The 17356-nt window shown below is 40.4% G+C and carries 12 protein-coding genes and 1 other RNA gene; 8 read left to right on the forward strand and 5 right to left on the reverse strand.

All coding sequences use genetic code 11. The features are described 5' to 3' along the window. Positions 1-28 precede the first annotated feature (28 nt). Genes ACFSR6_RS17180 through ACFSR6_RS17195 form a run of 4 tightly spaced genes read left to right on the forward strand, consistent with a single transcriptional unit; the run spans position 29 to position 9081 of the window. On the forward strand, positions 29-3412 hold the full coding sequence (locus ACFSR6_RS17180) for a TonB-dependent receptor (RefSeq protein WP_379081082.1): 3384 nt from the start codon (positions 29-31) through the stop codon (positions 3410-3412). Positions 3413-3422: 10 nt separating this feature from the next. After that, positions 3423-5024, forward strand: coding sequence for a RagB/SusD family nutrient uptake outer membrane protein (locus ACFSR6_RS17185; protein WP_379081085.1), 1602 nt, complete (start codon positions 3423-3425; stop codon positions 5022-5024). Then, positions 5024-7060 carry a golvesin C-terminal-like domain-containing protein gene (locus ACFSR6_RS17190; RefSeq protein ID WP_379081087.1) on the forward strand — a complete coding sequence of 679 codons (2037 nt, stop codon included), beginning with the start codon at positions 5024-5026 and terminating at the stop codon, positions 7058-7060. Before ACFSR6_RS17185 ends, ACFSR6_RS17190 begins: the two co-directional genes overlap by 1 nt. 2 nt (positions 7061-7062) lie before the next feature. After that, the gene (locus tag ACFSR6_RS17195) at positions 7063-9081 is read left to right on the forward strand and encodes an FAD-dependent oxidoreductase (RefSeq protein WP_379081089.1); all 2019 of its coding nucleotides are present in this window, start codon (positions 7063-7065) and stop codon (positions 9079-9081) included. Positions 9082-9386: 305 nt separating this feature from the next. On the opposite strand, the gene ACFSR6_RS17200 is transcribed toward ACFSR6_RS17195, so the two are convergent. Both ACFSR6_RS17200 and ACFSR6_RS17205 read right to left on the reverse strand, forming a co-directional pair. After that, complete coding sequence (locus ACFSR6_RS17200; RefSeq protein WP_379081092.1) at positions 9387-9710, reverse strand: nuclear transport factor 2 family protein; 324 nt, start codon at positions 9708-9710, stop codon at positions 9387-9389. A gap of 20 nt (positions 9711-9730) precedes the next feature. Then, positions 9731-10525, reverse strand: coding sequence for an SDR family oxidoreductase (locus ACFSR6_RS17205; RefSeq protein ID WP_379081094.1), 795 nt, complete (start codon positions 10523-10525; stop codon positions 9731-9733). A 124-nt stretch (positions 10526-10649) separates the two neighbouring features. Between ACFSR6_RS17205 and ACFSR6_RS17210 the strand changes: the two genes are divergently transcribed. The 4 genes from ACFSR6_RS17210 (at position 10650) to ACFSR6_RS17225 (ending at position 14915) form a co-directional block, all read left to right on the forward strand. After that, positions 10650-11015, forward strand: a complete 366-nt coding sequence (locus tag ACFSR6_RS17210; protein ID WP_379081097.1) for a winged helix-turn-helix transcriptional regulator — start codon at positions 10650-10652, stop codon at positions 11013-11015. A 106-nt stretch (positions 11016-11121) separates the two neighbouring features. Further along, the gene (locus ACFSR6_RS17215; RefSeq protein WP_379081099.1) at positions 11122-11946 is read left to right on the forward strand and encodes a helix-turn-helix domain-containing protein; all 825 of its coding nucleotides are present in this window, start codon (positions 11122-11124) and stop codon (positions 11944-11946) included. Between the two features lie 220 nt (positions 11947-12166). Continuing rightward, positions 12167-13075: an alpha/beta fold hydrolase gene (locus tag ACFSR6_RS17220; protein ID WP_379081102.1), complete on the forward strand. Its 909-nt coding sequence runs from the start codon at positions 12167-12169 to the stop codon at positions 13073-13075. A gap of 439 nt (positions 13076-13514) precedes the next feature. Next, positions 13515-14915: an MFS transporter gene (locus ACFSR6_RS17225; protein WP_379081105.1), complete on the forward strand. Its 1401-nt coding sequence runs from the start codon at positions 13515-13517 to the stop codon at positions 14913-14915. Positions 14916-15094: 179 nt separating this feature from the next. On the opposite strand, the gene ssrA is transcribed toward ACFSR6_RS17225, so the two are convergent. The 3 genes from ssrA to ACFSR6_RS17240 form a co-directional block, all read right to left on the reverse strand. Further along, positions 15095-15462, reverse strand: a transfer-messenger RNA (tmRNA) gene (gene ssrA / locus ACFSR6_RS17230). A gap of 179 nt (positions 15463-15641) precedes the next feature. Continuing rightward, complete coding sequence (locus ACFSR6_RS17235) at positions 15642-16841, reverse strand: pyridoxal phosphate-dependent aminotransferase (RefSeq protein ID WP_379081108.1); 1200 nt, start codon at positions 16839-16841, stop codon at positions 15642-15644. A gap of 62 nt (positions 16842-16903) precedes the next feature. Beyond that, positions 16904-17296: a DUF1573 domain-containing protein gene (locus tag ACFSR6_RS17240; protein ID WP_379081110.1), complete on the reverse strand. Its 393-nt coding sequence runs from the start codon at positions 17294-17296 to the stop codon at positions 16904-16906. Between the last annotated feature and the right edge of the window lie 60 nt (positions 17297-17356).

The raw sequence follows: 17356 nt of genomic DNA on the forward strand, positions 1-17356 counted from the left end.
CTATATTCACTCCAAAATATTGCTGATTATGAGATTATCTTATTTTTTATGTCTGCTGTCTTTTATGCAGGTTAGTGCTGCTTCCCTGGCACAAAAGATAAGCCTTGATAAAAAAAATGCTTCCATTAAGGAAATGCTTGAAGATATTCGTCGCCAGAGCGGGTACAGCGTTTTTTACGATGTAGACCTGCTGGCCAATGCCAAAGAAATCAGCATTCGTATTAAAAATGCCAGCCTTACCGAAGCTTTGGATAAGTGCTTTTTTAATCAGCCATTTAGCTATAAAATAGATAAAAAGACGATTTTAGTTACCCCCAAAATCCTGCCTGCCGTAACCGCAAGGCTCATTTCGATAACGGGCAAAATAATTGATGCCGATAATCAACCCTTATACGGCGTAACCGTAAGGGTAAAAGATGCCCAAACGATAGCCCTTAGCGATAAAGACGGGAACTATAAAATAGCTGTTAGCGGTCCAAGTGCCGTACTGATTTTTTCCATGATCGGATTTGAAACACAACAGCTCCCCGTAGAATCGAAAACGGTCATCAATGTTACACTAAAGGCACAGAATACCGGATTGAACGATGTGGTAATCGTGGGTTACGGAGCTGTTAAAAGAAAAGATCTAACCGGATCGGTGGCTGAAGTTAATATGAGCGATTTCAATAAGGCATCTGTTAAATCTTTTGACGAGGCCCTGGCAGGAAGAGTAGCCGGCGTGAGCGTTTCTGGAAACGACGGACAACCCGGATCGGTAAACAATATTGTGATCAGGGGCTATGGATCAATCACCCAGGATAATTCGCCCTTATACGTGGTAGATGGTTTTCCGATGGAAGATGGAATGAATAATTCGATAAACCCGGGCGATATCGAATCCATTAATGTACTAAAGGATGCCTCCTCTACAGCAATATACGGGGCAAGGGGCGCAAATGGGGTAATCATTATCACCACAAAAAAGGGAAAAATAGGTTTACCCGTAATTACGCTTAATTCTTACTATGGAGTACAGAACGTGGCCAAAAAAATGGACCTTTTAAGCCCGTATGAATTTGTAAAATACCAGCTGGAGCTTAATCCTACATTGGCACCGGTAACTTACCTGAGTGGAGGAAAAACGCTGGAGTCTTACCGCGATGTTAAGGGGATTGATCTGCAGGACTATATCTATCAAACAGCACCCATGCAGAACTATGCGCTTTCATTAAGGGGAGGCAATGATAAAACCCGTTATGTCATTTCGGGGAATATATTTGATCAGAAAGGCATTGTAATCAATTCGGGCTTTACGCGTTACCAGGGGCGCATGAACCTGGATCAAACCATCAATAAAAACCTGAAAGCAAGTGTAAACATCAATTATAGCAATAGTCGCTCTTTTGGTGTTAGTCCGTCAGAACCCGGCTCCAATACCTCTTACAGTAATAATCTTTTTTATGCCGTTTGGGGCTACAGGCCGGTTACCGGGGGTGATAATGATTCGGATCTGCTCGATAATCTGATCGATCCGGCACTTTCGGGTAATCTTTTCGGCGATTACCGTGTAAACCCGGTTATTTCTACCCAAAACCAGATTCAGAATACCATTACCGACAATTTAATTGCGAATGCCTTTTTAGATTATACCATTATCCCGGGGCTTAGCCTGCGTATATCGGGTGGTATTACGCGTAATACAATAAAACTGGAAAGTTTTTTTAATTCCCAAACCAGTAGAGGCAGTATATACAATACCTTTGGGGTAAACGGCTCTATTTATACCGTTCCTACAAATTCATGGCTCAACGAAAATACCCTAACCTATAAAAAGTCATTTAAAGGAGGGCATAATTTTAATGTACTGGCCGGGTACACCATGCAGGCTTTAAATTCCGGGCGTTATGGTTTCAGCGCAACCCAGGTGCCTAACGAGTCGCTCGGACTCGATGGACTCGATCAGTCATCATTGCTTTCTTCCGTATCTCAGAGTTCGAGATGGGGCCTGTCATCATTTTTGGCCAGGGTAAATTATGACTATAAATCGCGATACCTGTTAACTGCATCTATCCGTGCAGATGGTTCCTCCAAATTTGCACCGGGCCGCCGCTGGGGAACATTTCCTTCAGGCTCTTTTGCCTGGAATATGGGTAAAGAGAGTTTCCTGTCAAATCTCCGCTTTATTTCTGATGCAAAGTTGAGGATCAGCTACGGTTTAACAGGGAATAACAGGATTGGCGATTTCAGTTACCTGTCTCAGCTTATCCTTGGACCTGGCCCCGCTTATTCTTACAATAACAGCACAGCTTCAACTGGTGCTCAGCTATCATCATTGGGAAATCCCGATTTAAAATGGGAAACCACCGCCCAAACCAATATCGGTTACGATTTAAGCCTCTTCAATAACCGGATCAATTTTACGGCAGATGCTTACAGGAAAACAACCAAAGATCTTTTGTTGCTGGCCAACCTCCCTTATACACTCGGCATAGGCTCTGCTTATAAAAACATAGGGAAAGTAAATAACGAAGGACTGGAGCTTTCACTTAACACCGTAAATTTGAACAATAAAAACTTTACCTGGAAAACAGGTATCAATATCAGTTTCAACAGAAATAAAGTGCTGGAGCTGGCCGAAAATCAGAAGGAAATCCTGAGTCCGGTGTTTTTTGATTTTTCCTATAACTCGTTATTTGCCTATACTGCACAGTTAGGGAAGCCTATTGCCCAAATGAGGGGCTACGAATGGGATGGCGTTTACCAGTACAGTGATTTTGATCAGCCCACACCCGGAACCTACGTATTAAAGAGTACCGTACCAACTAATGGTACAGCAAGGGCAAATATTAAACCCGGCGATATTAAATATAAAGATTTGAACGGAGATTTAGTAGTTAATGCCGACGATATTACAACCATAGGCAGGGGTATTCCGATTCATACCGGTGGTTTTGTTAACGATTTCAGGTATAAAAATTTTGATCTGAATGTTTTTTTTCAATGGTCTTATGGTAACGACCTCATTAATGCCAACAGATTGGTATTTGAGGGGAATGGAAAGAACACACTTACTTTAAACCAGTTTGCAACATGGACTGAACGCTGGCAACCAGATAATCCATCAAATACCCTTTTCAGGACAGGCGGACAAGGGCCTTTTGCCTACTCGAGCAGGATTATCGAAGATGGTTCTTACCTCAGGCTTAAAACGGTAACCTTGGGCTATAACCTGAGCGAACAGCTTACTAAACGGTTAAAAATAAAGTCGCTCCGTGTATTCGCTTCGGCGCAGAACCTCCTTACCTGGACAAATTATTCAGGCCCGGATCCGGAGGTTTCCATCCGGAATTCGGCTTTAACCCCAGGTTTTGATTATTCTGCCTATCCACGTCCGCGCACATTAACTTTTGGATTAAACCTCGTTTTTTAATTTATAGATGATGAAGAAGATATTTTTTATATTAACTGTGGTATTATTGGTAAACAGTTCTTGCCAAAAAATACTCGATACCAAACCAACAGATTTTATTACCCCTGAGTCTTTTTATGCCACTGCAGCCGATCTGCAGATTGCGCTTAATGGTGTTTATTCTCAATTGATAGATGCCGATTGTTATGGTAATAACTATCTCTATATGTTCAATACCAATACAGATGAATCTTATGGCTTTACCGTTGATCTGGTAACCTCTTATCAGTATGTACCTACCGATGCAAAGGTAAACCTGCTCTGGAACAGCAGTTATATCGGGATTGAACGTGCCAATATGTTATTGGCCAATATCAATAAGCCGGTAATGGACGAAACCAAAAGGGGCATCATCAAAGGGGAGGCACTGTTTTTAAGGGCTTATTTTTATTTCCTGCTGGTGAGCAATTATGGCGATGTGCCCTTGAAACTTGCGCCAACTTCGTCGGTAAAGGATGTAGACCTGGCCAGAACACCTGCAAAAGAGGTGTATGATCAGATTGTAACCGATATGACCACTGCCGAGTCACTTCTTCAAACCCAAACGGCTACTTCGTTAGGTTATGGAGGCAAAGTAACCAAAACTGCCGTAGAAGGAATATTGGCCAGGGTATGCTTATACATGGCCGGTTTCCCACTCAACCAGACAACTAAATACGAGCAGGCGCTGTATTGGGCAAAAAAAGTGATAGATTCTAAAGAACATGCCCTTAATCCGGATTACAGCCAGATATTTATAAACTATGCAACCAATAAATACGATATTAAGGAAAGTATCTGGGAGCTCGAGTTTTTTCGCGATAATAATGGTTTTGCAAATAAAGGGGGCACTTATGCAGGCCGTTTCTGTGGTATCCGTTGTAACGATACTTCAGTTGGCTATAGTACCGGAAGTATTGTGGCCACCAGGAAACTGTTTGATCTCTACCAGGTTAATCCAGCCAGTGCAACTACGCCAAATAAAGCCTCGTTTGATCTGCGCAGGGACTGGAACTGTGCAAATTATACCTGGGGAACAGCAACGGTTGCAAAAAAAACGGCAGTAACCAATGTATGGTTAATGTGTGCAGGGAAATGGAGAAGGGAATATGAAGAAGTTATACCGAAAAATTCAAATTATACCCCTCAAAATTTTCCGATGCTGCGGTATAGCGATGTGTTGCTGATGTTTGCTGAAGCCGAAAATGAAGTGAACGGGCCAACAGCACTTGCTTACGATGCTGTTAACCAGATAAGAAGAAGGGCTTACGGCCTGTTGCTGCCAACTCCTCCGTCGCCTACAGTAAATGCTGCGCTAACTCCGGGACTTAATAAAACACAGTTTCTGGATGCCATTAAACAAGAACGTTCAAGAGAGCTTTGTTTTGAGGCACTAAGGCGGCCTGATCTGATCAGGTGGGGCAACTTTATTGGTGATATGAAAACTTTTTTGGCTTATGCAATCGCCAATGGTGGCAACAATACCACTATAACTACCGCTTCGAGGGTGATTACAGACAGAAACCTGTTGCTGCCCATCCCAAGTTACGACCTTTCATTAAATAAACTTTTAACACAGAATCCCGGATACTAATGAAAAAGATAAATTATACGGGGCTTAGAAAAATGGTGCTTTCTATTGCCCTTTTGCTAATGGGCTGTTTATTAAATTCTGAGTTGCTTTTTGCACAACAGAGTACCATTACAATTAACCAAAAAGTAGCTGGAAATATTTTTTACCAAACTGATCAAAAAGGTTTTATTATTCATGTAGCGGCTGATTCTATAGATTGGGCCTGTTACGATTTCTGGGATCAAAAAATACTTTCAGGCAAAAAAGCGGTAATAGGAGATACCGTTCAGCTTAATATTGCTCCCAATAAGCTGGGTTGGTTTAAACTCTCTGCTCAGGCCAGGCAAAACGGGCTTAACACCGGCTCAAAAGAAACATCTTTTGCCATTGTTTCAAATTTCGACCTGAGTACAGTTAGTCAGTCTGCTTTTATCGGGCAGACACATGCCTGGCAATCAACCGATACCCTCATTCCAATTGCAAAAAAAATGGGAGTGAAATATGTGCGTGATGCAATCAGGTGGGATGCCGTAGAAAAACAAAAAGGGATCTATACTTTCGGCACCAGGGAAAATAATTTTATTGCCCAGCTGGCGGCAAATAACCTTAAACCTTATCTTGTTTGTGCCCTGTATAACCCCCTTTACGATAATGGCAAGTCTCCGGTAAGTGCAGAAGGTAAGCTGGCATTTGCCAATTACGTAAAACAGTTGTTAACCCAATATCCAGGCATTGAAAATGTAGAAATCTGGAACGAACCCGATATTGCTACATTTTCGCAGGGATTAACCACAGAGGATCAGAAAACAAATTTTTACTATAATCTTTTAAAAGCTTCTTACGACCAGGCTCACCCGTCTTTTCCAAATGTGAAAATTGCAGGTATGGTGGTAAGTGACCTGGCCACCGATAGCTTTTTAAGCAAAATTCTGCAGAAAGGTGCACTCAGCTCAATGAACGAATATGCATTCCATTCCTATACACCGGTGCCTGAAGCCATCGTTACCGATATCAATAAGCATAAAAATCAGATAAAAACGCACAATAACAATAACCTGATTCCGATGAATCTTTCCGAAACAGGTTTTACAACTTTTACCTTTACCGAAAAGGAACAGGCCAATAATTTACCCAGAAGAATTGTGGCTGCTTTGGCAAACGGGGTACAGAAAATCGGCATTTACAACCTGCAGAATAAATCAACACTTAATGATTCGGAAGGGGCTTTCGGACTAATCAGGCATCCTGATGATACCCTCGGGGCTTATACACCAAAACCTGCTTTTGCTACCTATGCTGCTTTAACCCGTCAGCTATCCGGCGCAACTTTTGTTGCAGAAGAGCAAGTTTCGCCAGGTCTGATCAATTCATATAAATTTACAAAGGGTAGTGATGAAATAAGGGTAATGTACTCGCTTTCCGGTACAGGTGTGAGGCTCTTTACAGATGCGGCTTCTCTCGAGGTGATAGATATTATGGGAAACAGTACTGTTTATAATGCCGTAAATGATACCGTTTCGATAAGCCTTGATGCAAATCCGGTGTATATAAGGAGGGTATTAAAAGCCCCCTTCGCCCAGGAAAAGATCTTGCCTGCAACAGCCCCTTTTAGTTTAAAATATGGATTTTACTTTGGAGGATACAGCGAAGTAACACAAGATAGTATTGCTGCAGCCAAGTGGATTTCAGCAATTGCCGAAATTGTTGGTCATGACGGAAAAAGAACCAGGGTGGTAGCCAAACCTGCACAGCAAACCAAAGCAACCTGGAAAGCTGCCATTACCAAGGCCGGATTATACAATATTTCAGTTTACATTCCTTCCAATGCTGCCTTAAATGCCTATGCTACTACAAAAGCAAAGTACAGCATTTTTGCAGCCGGAACAGAAGTAGGGGCAGTGGTGGTAGATCAGTTTAAAGATCAGGGTAAATGGATCGATTTAGGGAGTTATACACTACCTAGGGGAACCAATAACTATGTTGAACTGACCGATACATTGCCCACTCACGACCGTCCTTTACGTGCCGACGCTTTAAAATTTACCTTAACACCTTAATTATGAAAAATATTCAGCTAAAACGGCTTATGGTCGTTTCTTTATGCCTCTTACTAAACGTTCATTTTGCGATAGCCCAAAAAAACGATGCCTACCAGGTGGATGTTTGTGTTTATGGAGGTAACGCCGCAGGCGTGATTGCGGCTTACAGTGCAAAAAAAATGGGCAAAACCGTACTTCTGATTGAACCGGGTAAAAACCTTGGCGGCCTCTCTTCTGGCGGTCTTGGTTTTACTGATATTGGCAACAAATATGTGGTGACCGGCCTTTCCAAAGACTTTTACCGTAGAATTGGCAGCCACTACGGCAAACTCGAACAATGGGTATTTGAACCTCATGTAGCTGAAGATATCTTCAAAAGTTACATCATGCGAGCCAAGGTAGATGTAATTTACGGTTACAGGCTTTCTGCGGTAGAAAAAGCTGGCCAATCCATTAGAACCATCAAAGTAGAACCTTCTGCTGGGCATGCGAAAAACAAGGTGGTTAACGCCAAAGTTTTTATAGACTGCAGCTACGAAGGCGATTTGATGGCAAAAGCGGGTATAACTTACACCGTGGGGCGCGAGGCCAATGCACAATATAAAGAAACATACAATGGTGTTCAATTGCTTGATGGTCATCAATTTCCCGATCATATCGATCCTTATCGTGTTAAAGGCGATTCGAGCAGTGGTTTAATCTGGGGGATTAATAAAGGCACCTTAATGCCTCGCGGCTCGGGCGATCGCAAAGTTCAATCTTACAATTACAGGGTCTGCTTAACCGATGATCCCCGCAACCGTATTTCCATTACCAGGCCAAAAGGCTACGACAGTACCCGCTATGAACTGCTGGTAAGGTTAATGGAAAAGCAAAAAAACAAGTTAAGTCTTAACGACTATTTTATTTGGAGCGAAATGCCTAACCGCAAAACCGATATCAACAATAGAAATGGATTTTCAACCGATATGATTGGTACTAATCATGGTTATCCTGACGGGGATTATGCTTCAAGAAGCAAATACATTGAAGACCTGACGGCCTACACCAAAGGGTTGTTTTATTTTTTCGGACACGACCAAAGAGTACCTATTGAACTCAGAAATCAGATGCTTCAATGGGGATACCCGAAAGATGAGTATAAAAACAATCAGAACTGGTCTCCTCAGCCTTACATCAGAGAAGCGCGAAGAATGGTGAGCGATTACGTAATGACCGAAAATAACTGTACCGGAAAGGCAATCGTTACCGATGGGATTGCTTTGGCAGCATATAACATGGATTCGCACAATACCGACCGTTTGGTTGTTGATGGCATGGTTAAAAACGAAGGCAATGTCGAAATTCCCGGCATTTTACCTTATCCAATCAGCTATAAAGCCATTGTACCTCAACAACAGGAATGCACTAACCTGATTGTACCCGTTTGTCTGTCGGCAAGTCATATTGCCTATGGTTCCATTCGTATGGAGCCTGTATTTATGGTGCTTTCGCAGGTTGCTGCAGTTGCTGCCAGTTTTTCAATAGATCAGGGCATAGGTGTACAACAGCTGGATTATAAAAAAATAAATGAAAAACTCACCGTTGATCCTTTATTGGATGGAAGTACACCAGATCTTATTATCGATAACGTTTCGCCCATGGTTAAAATAGAAGGTAACTGGGATTTAAAACCCGGGCATATCTACGGCCCAAATGCACTTTTCTATAACAAACCAGATCAGCAGCCAGCAAGTGTCACTTTTAATGCAAATGGTTTAAAAGCCGGACAATATGAGGTTTTTAGCTATTATCCACTAACAGATCAAGGTTCCAATATTACCACTATTGAGGTCTTCGACGGAGAAAAGAGCCATAAACACAGTATTTTGAAATCTGATGTCAAAGTGCTTGGCCAAACCTCCGGCGAATGGGTTTCGCTGGGCAAATACAACATTAAAAACAATACCAAACCATACGTAAGGATCAGTAACCTCAAAGCCGATGGGATTATTGTAGCCGATGCCGTATTATTTAAACCTTTGGCCAATCCAAAATGACCAGGCAAGCTAAAACAGTGTGGAGTAGAGGAAGCGGTTCAAAGTACATACTACAGTAATGAACGCACAAAATTTTCAATAAAGATCAAGAAATAACAGCTAAAGGTCCTTTTCATCGCTTTACTTTTCACCAGTTATAAAATTAAATCTGTACTGCCTCTGCTCTGTGCTATGATTATTGATATAACTGGTGTCAAAAGCTACCAAATCAAAAAAAAAACTAAAACCCTGAAAATTGTTGACTTTCAGGGTTTTAGTTTTGGATTCTGTAGATGGGAGGGAGTAGATTATGTCCACATCCTCTCTTAGCCCGTTACTTTCAACTGCTGGATTAGCCCATCAGCAATATCAAAATGAAATTTTAATACAATCGGGCTTCCCGGAAATGTACCTGAACATTCTGCAGATAAGACACCTGAAGTGCCATTTTCGGTATATTCGAGAGGTTTCATCACTGATTTGTATTTTTCGTTTGATTCTTCGATCCAATGGTGAATTTCGACCCTTCCGTTATGCGTTTTTCCTTCATCAGATACCACGGCGGTTTCCGAAAAACAATTGGTATAGGCAATGCTATCGAAGCTGTTCTGTGCATTAATCAGGTTGGTTATGATTTTTGGTAAGTTCATTTTTAATTTTTTTAAGATGATTAGATTGTTGGTACAGTACCACCATCAATTATAAATTCTGTTCCGGTTAAATAATTGGCCCTTGGCGAAACGAGGAAACCAACCAATTCGGCTACTTCTTCAGGTTGGGCAGGTCGGCCATTAGGTATTCCACCCAATGCGTCCATAACACTCTGTTGGGCTTCTTCTATTGTACTATTTGCGTTTCTTGCAATCTCGCCCAGCCACGCCTCCGATGCTGTTGTGTTGATCCATCCTGGCGAAACAGTAAGTACGCGGATACCTTTTGGCGTAACTTCATTTGATAAACTTTTACTATAATTAATCAGTCCTGCTTTTGCAGCGGCATAGGGCAAAGTAGAATCATACAAAGGCAATTTGCCCTGAATTGAGGCAATATGAATAATCACACCGCTTTTTTGATCCAGCATCTGAGGTAAAAATCCCCTGTCCAATCGCACAGGAGCGAGCAAATTAGCCTGCAGGGTTGATTCCCAGTCTTCATCAGTCAATGCAGTAAAGCCACCAGCAGGTGTTGTAGACGAACCAAGGTTGTTCACAAGAATATCAAGCTTCCCGTAAGCCGACAGCACCTCGTCTATTACTTTTTGTGTGCCCTCTGCCTTGCTTAAATCGGAAGGTATGAAATGCAGCGTGCTGTTTTCTTTTTCGGGAGCATTCCTTGCGGTAATAATAACGGTTGCCCCAGCCTGAAGCAGCCTTTCTGCAATTGCCTTACCTGCTCCCTTTGTACCTCCGGTTACCAAGGCAATTTTGCCCGATAATTCGTTATTGAAGTTAAAGTTTTGTTCCATTATCTTATTTTTTTGTACAAAGTTGGGATGTATATAAGTATCTGGCAATAAGGGAAAACCGAATTGCATAGGGACAATTTTTTCCCCTATTGCGCAATTTGGAACATTGCGCTAGCTTTGTCATATGTACGAGAGAAAAATACCTTTGAACCTGAACTGCGGCCTCGACCTTATTGGCGAGGTACTTTATGGAAAATGGAAGATGCGGTTACTGTGGTTTATTAACCAGGGGCATAAGCGCCCCAGCGAACTGCAGCGTAAAATTCCAGATGCTTCAAGAAGGGTGCTGACCATTCAGCTGAAAGAGCTGGAAGACCATGAATTGATCTCAAAGGTGATTTATCCTGTAGTACCCCCTAAAGTTGAATATAGCCTGACGGATTTTGGAAAAACGCTGATTCCGGTAATTGCGGCAATCGGAGGCTGGGGAGATGAGCATGAGGAACGTTTACGGTCGCTCATTTTAAAACGTTTAGATTCAAAGCCATGACTAATAAAAACAGATCGCCATTTTTTAACATAGTCCTTTTTGGAAAGCTCTTTAGCCAGGTGAAAACCAATGAAGGCTATTTTTTTAATGAAGTGAATATCGAAACATGCTGAGAGAATTTTCATATAAACAGTTCGGGAACATCGAATTTAGCAAGAAAGCTACGGATGAAACTGTGCTCAATTCAATATCGGGATACATCAAAATTCTATTTATTCCCAGAAAGGCTACCATACAGGTTGATTTCCAGGAATTCACGATGGAAACCGATGCACTTTTATTCATTAATCCAAAAGTGATTATTAAACCTTGTGAAACCGTTAACGGCCAGTTAATTTATTTCAACAGGGATTTTTATTGTATCGAAATTCACGACCAGGAAGTGGCTTGCGATGGTATCCTTTACAATAATGTTTTCGAAATTCCATTTATTAAGTTAGATGAAATTCAGTCTGAGAACATCCAAAACCTCATTGAGGAAATCAAAACAGAAATGGCCAATAATGATTCCAGTACAGAAGAAATGCTGCGAATTCTATTAAAAGTTATCATTCTCAAATCAACCCGCATTTGGAAACAACAACATCAGTTATCGGAAAAAAACCAACATGCCGATGTCCAGTTCTTAAGGAAGTTCAGCAAGCTGGTTGAACAAAATTTTAAAACACATCATACCGTTGCCGATTATGCCGAAATGTTATTCATAACACCAAAAAATCTAGGTAAAAAGATAGGGCTGATCAGTAAAAGTACGCCCAACGATATTATAAAAGAACGGATCATATTAGAGAGTAAGCGACTTTTGGCGCATACCAAAATGACGGTAAAGGAAATTGCCTTCAGTCTCAATTATGAAGATGACGCCTATTTCATCCGTTTTTTTACCAAAAATGCGGGTTTGTCGCCGGTATCTTTCAGAAAGCAATTCTAAAGCTAAGCAGATAATAAATTGTACGTAAAGCACGGCATAACTGTCGTGCTTTTTCTGTTAAACCAAGGCCTGGAACGGATTTAAACCGTTATAGATCTGCCTGATTTCGTATAAAGGGGAAAAAGTGCAATTTAAAGAGAAAACCGTCCATTGCTGCCGTTGGGCATTTGCTGCAACTTTGCTTCATCAAATAATACTAACTATTTAAAAAACAGAAAAAATGAAAAATTTAGTTTTAGCAACCGGATTGTTTTTATCATTATTAACCAGCAATGTTGCGTTTTCGCAAACCAAAAGAGTAGCAGCCTCTGCCGGTAGGGAAGAATATATCGAAGTAGAGAAAAATGTAAAACTTCATGTAACCGATCTGGGAGAAGGACAGCCTGTTGTTTTAATCCATGGCTGGCCGCTAAGTGATGAAATGTATGAGTACCAATACCAATATCTGAGTCGAAAAGGTTTCAGGGTAATCGGAATTACTTTGAGAGGGTTTGGAAAATCAGACAAACCTTACGGCCGATACGACTTTGATGTCTTTTCAGACGATATCAAAGTGGTTTTAGACCAACTAAAAATCAAGAACGCGGTAATGGGTGGTTTTTCAATGGGTGGTGCGGTAGTGCTTCACTATATCACAAAATATGATGCCGCGCATGTTAGCAAGCTAGCCCTTTTTGGAGCAGCTGCACCATCTTGGAGGAAAAGAGACGGTGCGCCCTACGGCATATCAGAAAGTGATGCGAACGGACTGATCGCAAAAACCATGACTGCCAGGGAAGATTTGATCGCCGGCTTCGGAAGTGCCTTTCCTGCCAAAGAAGGCAATATCTCTAAAAATGTAGAAAAATGGCTGGAAAACATCAATTTACAAGCATCGCCCTATGCCATCACCGAATCGATAAAAGCGCTTTCAAATATTGACTTACGTCCTGGACTCGCTAAAATTAGTATTCCTGTTGCGATTTTTCATGGAGCACAAGACAAATTATGTCCATTTGAATTTGCAGAAGAGCTGAAGAAAGGAATTAAAAATTCTTATATAGTAAGATTTGAAAATAGCGGCCATGCGCTATTTGTTGAAGAAGCAGAAAAATTCAATACAGCATTAGAAAAGTTTGCCAGATCATAACAGTGGCCCATCTTTTTAAATTTCAGTAAAATGAAGGATGATTCAGGAGCGAATATACGAGGCGCTTAAGGCCCTTTAAAAATCTTGGAAAATATAGTATAACAAACAAGCAAGTGGTTAGTTCAATGGAGCTAGCCACTCGCTTGTTTTGGAGTTGAAATTTTTCTTTTAAAGTGTTTATATTCAGTGCTTTAAGATGTATTTTTTTGATTTTGGTAAACCGAAAGCTCAAATCTGTTTTTTTGAATGTAAATTCTTATTTAAAAGATAGGGAAGTGGTTAACATAAGAATTGAATTAAAGATTTCATTTTTCGACTATTCTGTCTTTTAAGAGTAGAATAATTATATTAACTTCATTAGAGAGAGTAAGAATAGTTTCTATTTTTGAGAAAAATTAAAGTTTCGGCAGGTGCTATTGCACAGGCCTAAAATTTAGCTATGCCACAAAATTTACAATTGAAAAATATAGAAGCTACAAGACGCGTATTGCCTATGATACTGGCTACAGCTATTTTTATGCAGATGCTCGATTCGACCATACTCAATACATCGCTGCCGGCCATTGCAAAAGATCTCCATCAATCTCCGTTGAATATGCAGAATGCCATTATTGGCTATGTATTAACACTGGCTGTTTTTATGCCGGTGAGCGGTTTCCTCTCTGATAAATTTGGTACAAAGAAAGTGTTTATTATTTCTTTATTACTTTTCAGCGCAGGATCACTTTTTTGTTCGCTCTCCGGAAATCTAACTCAACTGGTAATTTCAAGAATAATACAAGGGGTAGGTGGAAGTTTGATGACACCAGTTGGAAAATTAGCATTGGTTAAGACTTTCCCAAAGAAAGATTTATTGAAAGCCATGAATTTTGCGATTATACCTGCGCTCATCGGACCTGTTTTAGGCCCACTTGTTGGGGGATATATGGTAGATTATCTATCCTGGCACTGGATATTTTTGATTAATATACCGATGGGAGTTTTAGGGATTGTGCTCAGCTTGCGGTATATGCCTGACTACCGGTCTACTGTGATTGATTTTGACTTACGGGGCTTTTTAATTTTTGCTGCTGCATCATTATTTCTCTCCATTTCTCTCGAACTCCTGGGCGATGTTGTTTATACTACGCCTGCCCTGGCTATTTTATCACTTGGAGTGTTAATGCTCTATTTTTATTACCGGCATGCTGTAACAGACAATAATCCCATTTTCCCATTGAACTTATTTAAGGTAAGAACATTTAGGGTGGGCATACTGGGTAACCTTGCTACCCGCTTAGGCATCAGCGCAATACCATTATTGTTACCCATGATGATTCAGATAGCTTATGATCGATCTGCAGTAGTATCGGGCTGGATTATAGCACCCATGGCACTAACAGCTATTATTGCAAAATCACAGGTCATAAAAATTTTGAACAGGTTTGGTTACAGAACAACGTTGATGGCCAATACTTTTATAATAGGGAGCCTGATCTGTATGATGGCTATACCTGCAATTAGTTCTTCTATTTATTATTATGTGCCAATCATTGCGGTCATGGGTTTTTTTAATTCTATTCAATTTACGGCCATGAACACCATTTCAATTGCTGATCTGCGTGAATATCACACCAGTAGCGGTAATTCTTTGATATCTGTAAATCAGCAGCTTGCGATCGGGTTTGGCGTTGCCTTCGGACTCATTATCCTGAAGTTATTTCGAGGGGATGTAAAGCTGATACACGATGATATCCACAATGCATTCAGGTACACCTTTCTTGTAGTGGGTATTTTGACCATACTATCTGGCCTCGTATTTAGAAGGTTACATTTTAAGGATGGAGAGAATTTAAAGTAATTGAAATAAGATCATTTTGCCCGACTTTTCATTTAAGGATTGGCATAACTTGAATTTTTGAATTTCACAGCTTTCTAAATGTACACTGTAAATCTATAAAACATATTGTTTGAAAGAATTGTATGGAAAAGAAAAAAGCTGCGGAAAATCGTGGGAATTTCGCAGCTTTTAATGAAAGTTTGTGGAGCCGAAGGGAGTCGAACCCTTGTCCAGTTGTGAGATAAATTATACCTTCTACATGCTTATTTTTCAATTGATTTTCGGGAAATAAACGGGCTGAAAACCGACCTTATTTAGATCCTTAGATACTTCATCTCACTTTAAGTCGTATCTCCTTAAAGCCAGCTTTGTTGTTTCGATGCCCCAGGTTCTAACCCAACAATGCAGCAGTTAGAGGGACAAAAGCTAAGCGTAGTTCTAAACTAGGCAGCTAAGGCGTAAGTATTTTCGCCAATTAAAATGTGATCGTTCACTTTAAGTGCTCTCCGAACAACGCACTGCATGCTAACATAACCTTCGCCACCCTGTCAAATCCAAGAACGGCCCCGGTATTACAATTTTGCAATTATCAATTATCAATTATCAATTATCAATTATCAATTATCAATTATCAATTGCAAAACTGGACTACAAATATACAAAATTATTGGTAAACTGGTTAATAGTTTAAACCGGTTAACTGTTTTTGTAATGACAACAATTAACCAATTTAAACAGTTTTAACAATTAAACTACGCGTCCCGGATATTGCTGTAAGGCGATTTCCAGGCAATCCATGGCTGCATTTAAATCTTCTGTGTTTAATACGTAGGCCATACGTACTTCGTTTTTGCCCGAACCTGCAGTAGAGTAAAAACCAGTAGCTGGTGCCATCATCACCGTTTGATTATTGTGACTAAATTTTTCTAAAATCCACTGGCAGAATTTATCAGCATCATCGATAGGGAATTTGGCCACCACGTAAAATGCGCCACCGGGATTAGGGCAATAAACACCCTCAATGTTGTTTAAGCGTTTAACCAAGGTATCGCGGCGTAACGTATATTCGGTATTTACCTTTTCAAAGTAACTGTCTGGTGTATCAACAGCAGCGGCACCGGCAATCTGCTCTACCATGCCCGGGCTTAACCTGGCCTGTGCAAATTTTAATCCCGAAGCAATAACTTCCTTGTTTTTAGTAATTAAGCAGCCTAAACGTGCACCACACGCACTGTAACGTTTAGAAACCGTATCCATAACCACTACATTTTCATCTAAGCCATTTAAATGCATCGGCGAAATAAACTCCCTTCCATCATAACAGAATTCGCGATAAGCTTCATCTGAGAATAAAAACAGGTCGTATTTAACGCAAAGCGTCTTTAATGCTTCTAACTCTTCTCTCGAGTATAAATAACCCGTAGGATTATTAGGGTTGCAGATAATGATTGCCTTGGTTTTTTCAGTAATCAATTTTTCAAATTCAGCAATCGGCGGCAATGCAAATCCATTTTCAATGTACGAAAGGATAGGTTTTACCACCACGTTGCTCATACAGGCAAAACCATTGTAATTGGCATAAAAAGGTTCTGGAATAATAATTTCGTCACCCTCATTTATACAGGTTTGCATGGCAATGGTAATGGCCTCAGAACCACCAACGGTTACCAGTATGTTTTCCGGGCTGATGTTATAGCCCAGTTTATTGTAGTATTCGGTAAGTTTTAAGCGATAGGCGAGGGTTCCCTCTGATGGTGTATATGCCCAAACATTAAAATCAATGTTTTTAATGGCGTTCAACATTCCTTCGGGAGTTTCAATATCAGGCTGGCCAATATTTAAATGGTAAACCTTTTTACCTTCTTTTTTAGCTTGATCAGCAAATGGAGTTAACTTTCTAATGGGCGATGCAGGCATCTGCACGCCTTTTTGTGAAATTTTTGGCATGGCACAAAAATAAAAAAGTCCCGATGAAAATCGGGACTTTTTAAATAATATCGTTTAAAAAATTATTTCGAAGCAGCGGCAACCGTTTCACCTTTAATGTAAAGCACCTTAATTGGCGTTTTTGCATTTGAAGTAATGGTGATGGCTTTAGAAAAAGTTGATGGACCGGCAGCAGCATTGAATGTTACCGAAATTACACCGGTTTCACCTTTTTTCAAAGGAGTAGAAGTGTATTTAGGCACAGTACATCCACAGCTTGCTTCAGCTTTGGTAATAATTAATGGTTCTTCACCAATGTTAGTGTATTTGAAATCGTAAGTTACAGGTTTGTTTAAAACAATTTTACCAAAATCGTGAGTCTCTGACTCAAATTTAAACTCTGCGGGCTTAGTTTGTGCATTTGCAGCAATACCCAAACCCAAAACAAAAGCGAATAATACTAAGATCTTTTTCATGTTATTGTGGTTGTAATTTATTTTTTAATTCTAAAACAAATTTAATGATTTCATATTAAA

The organism is Pedobacter vanadiisoli, assembly GCF_042684385.1.
GTDB lineage: Bacteria > Bacteroidota > Bacteroidia > Sphingobacteriales > Sphingobacteriaceae > Pedobacter > Pedobacter vanadiisoli.

Coding starts and splice junctions, on each gene's coding strand:
- ACFSR6_RS17205 (WP_379081094.1), bottom strand. CDS start 10,525: ATGGAACAAAACTTTAACTTCAATAACGAATTATCGGGCAAAATTGCC.
- ACFSR6_RS17190 (WP_379081087.1), top strand. CDS start 5,024: ATGAAAAAGATAAATTATACGGGGCTTAGAAAAATGGTGCTTTCTATT.
- ACFSR6_RS17200 (WP_379081092.1), bottom strand. CDS start 9,710: ATGAACTTACCAAAAATCATAACCAACCTGATTAATGCACAGAACAGC.
- ACFSR6_RS17210 (WP_379081097.1), top strand. CDS start 10,650: ATGTACGAGAGAAAAATACCTTTGAACCTGAACTGCGGCCTCGACCTT.
- ACFSR6_RS17185 (WP_379081085.1), top strand. CDS start 3,423: ATGAAGAAGATATTTTTTATATTAACTGTGGTATTATTGGTAAACAGT.
- ACFSR6_RS17225 (WP_379081105.1), top strand. CDS start 13,515: ATGCCACAAAATTTACAATTGAAAAATATAGAAGCTACAAGACGCGTA.
- ACFSR6_RS17195 (WP_379081089.1), top strand. CDS start 7,063: ATGAAAAATATTCAGCTAAAACGGCTTATGGTCGTTTCTTTATGCCTC.
- ACFSR6_RS17180 (WP_379081082.1), top strand. CDS start 29: ATGAGATTATCTTATTTTTTATGTCTGCTGTCTTTTATGCAGGTTAGT.
- ACFSR6_RS17215 (WP_379081099.1), top strand. CDS start 11,122: ATGCTGAGAGAATTTTCATATAAACAGTTCGGGAACATCGAATTTAGC.
- ACFSR6_RS17240 (WP_379081110.1), bottom strand. CDS start 17,296: ATGAAAAAGATCTTAGTATTATTCGCTTTTGTTTTGGGTTTGGGTATT.
- ACFSR6_RS17235 (WP_379081108.1), bottom strand. CDS start 16,841: ATGCCAAAAATTTCACAAAAAGGCGTGCAGATGCCTGCATCGCCCATT.
- ACFSR6_RS17220 (WP_379081102.1), top strand. CDS start 12,167: ATGAAAAATTTAGTTTTAGCAACCGGATTGTTTTTATCATTATTAACC.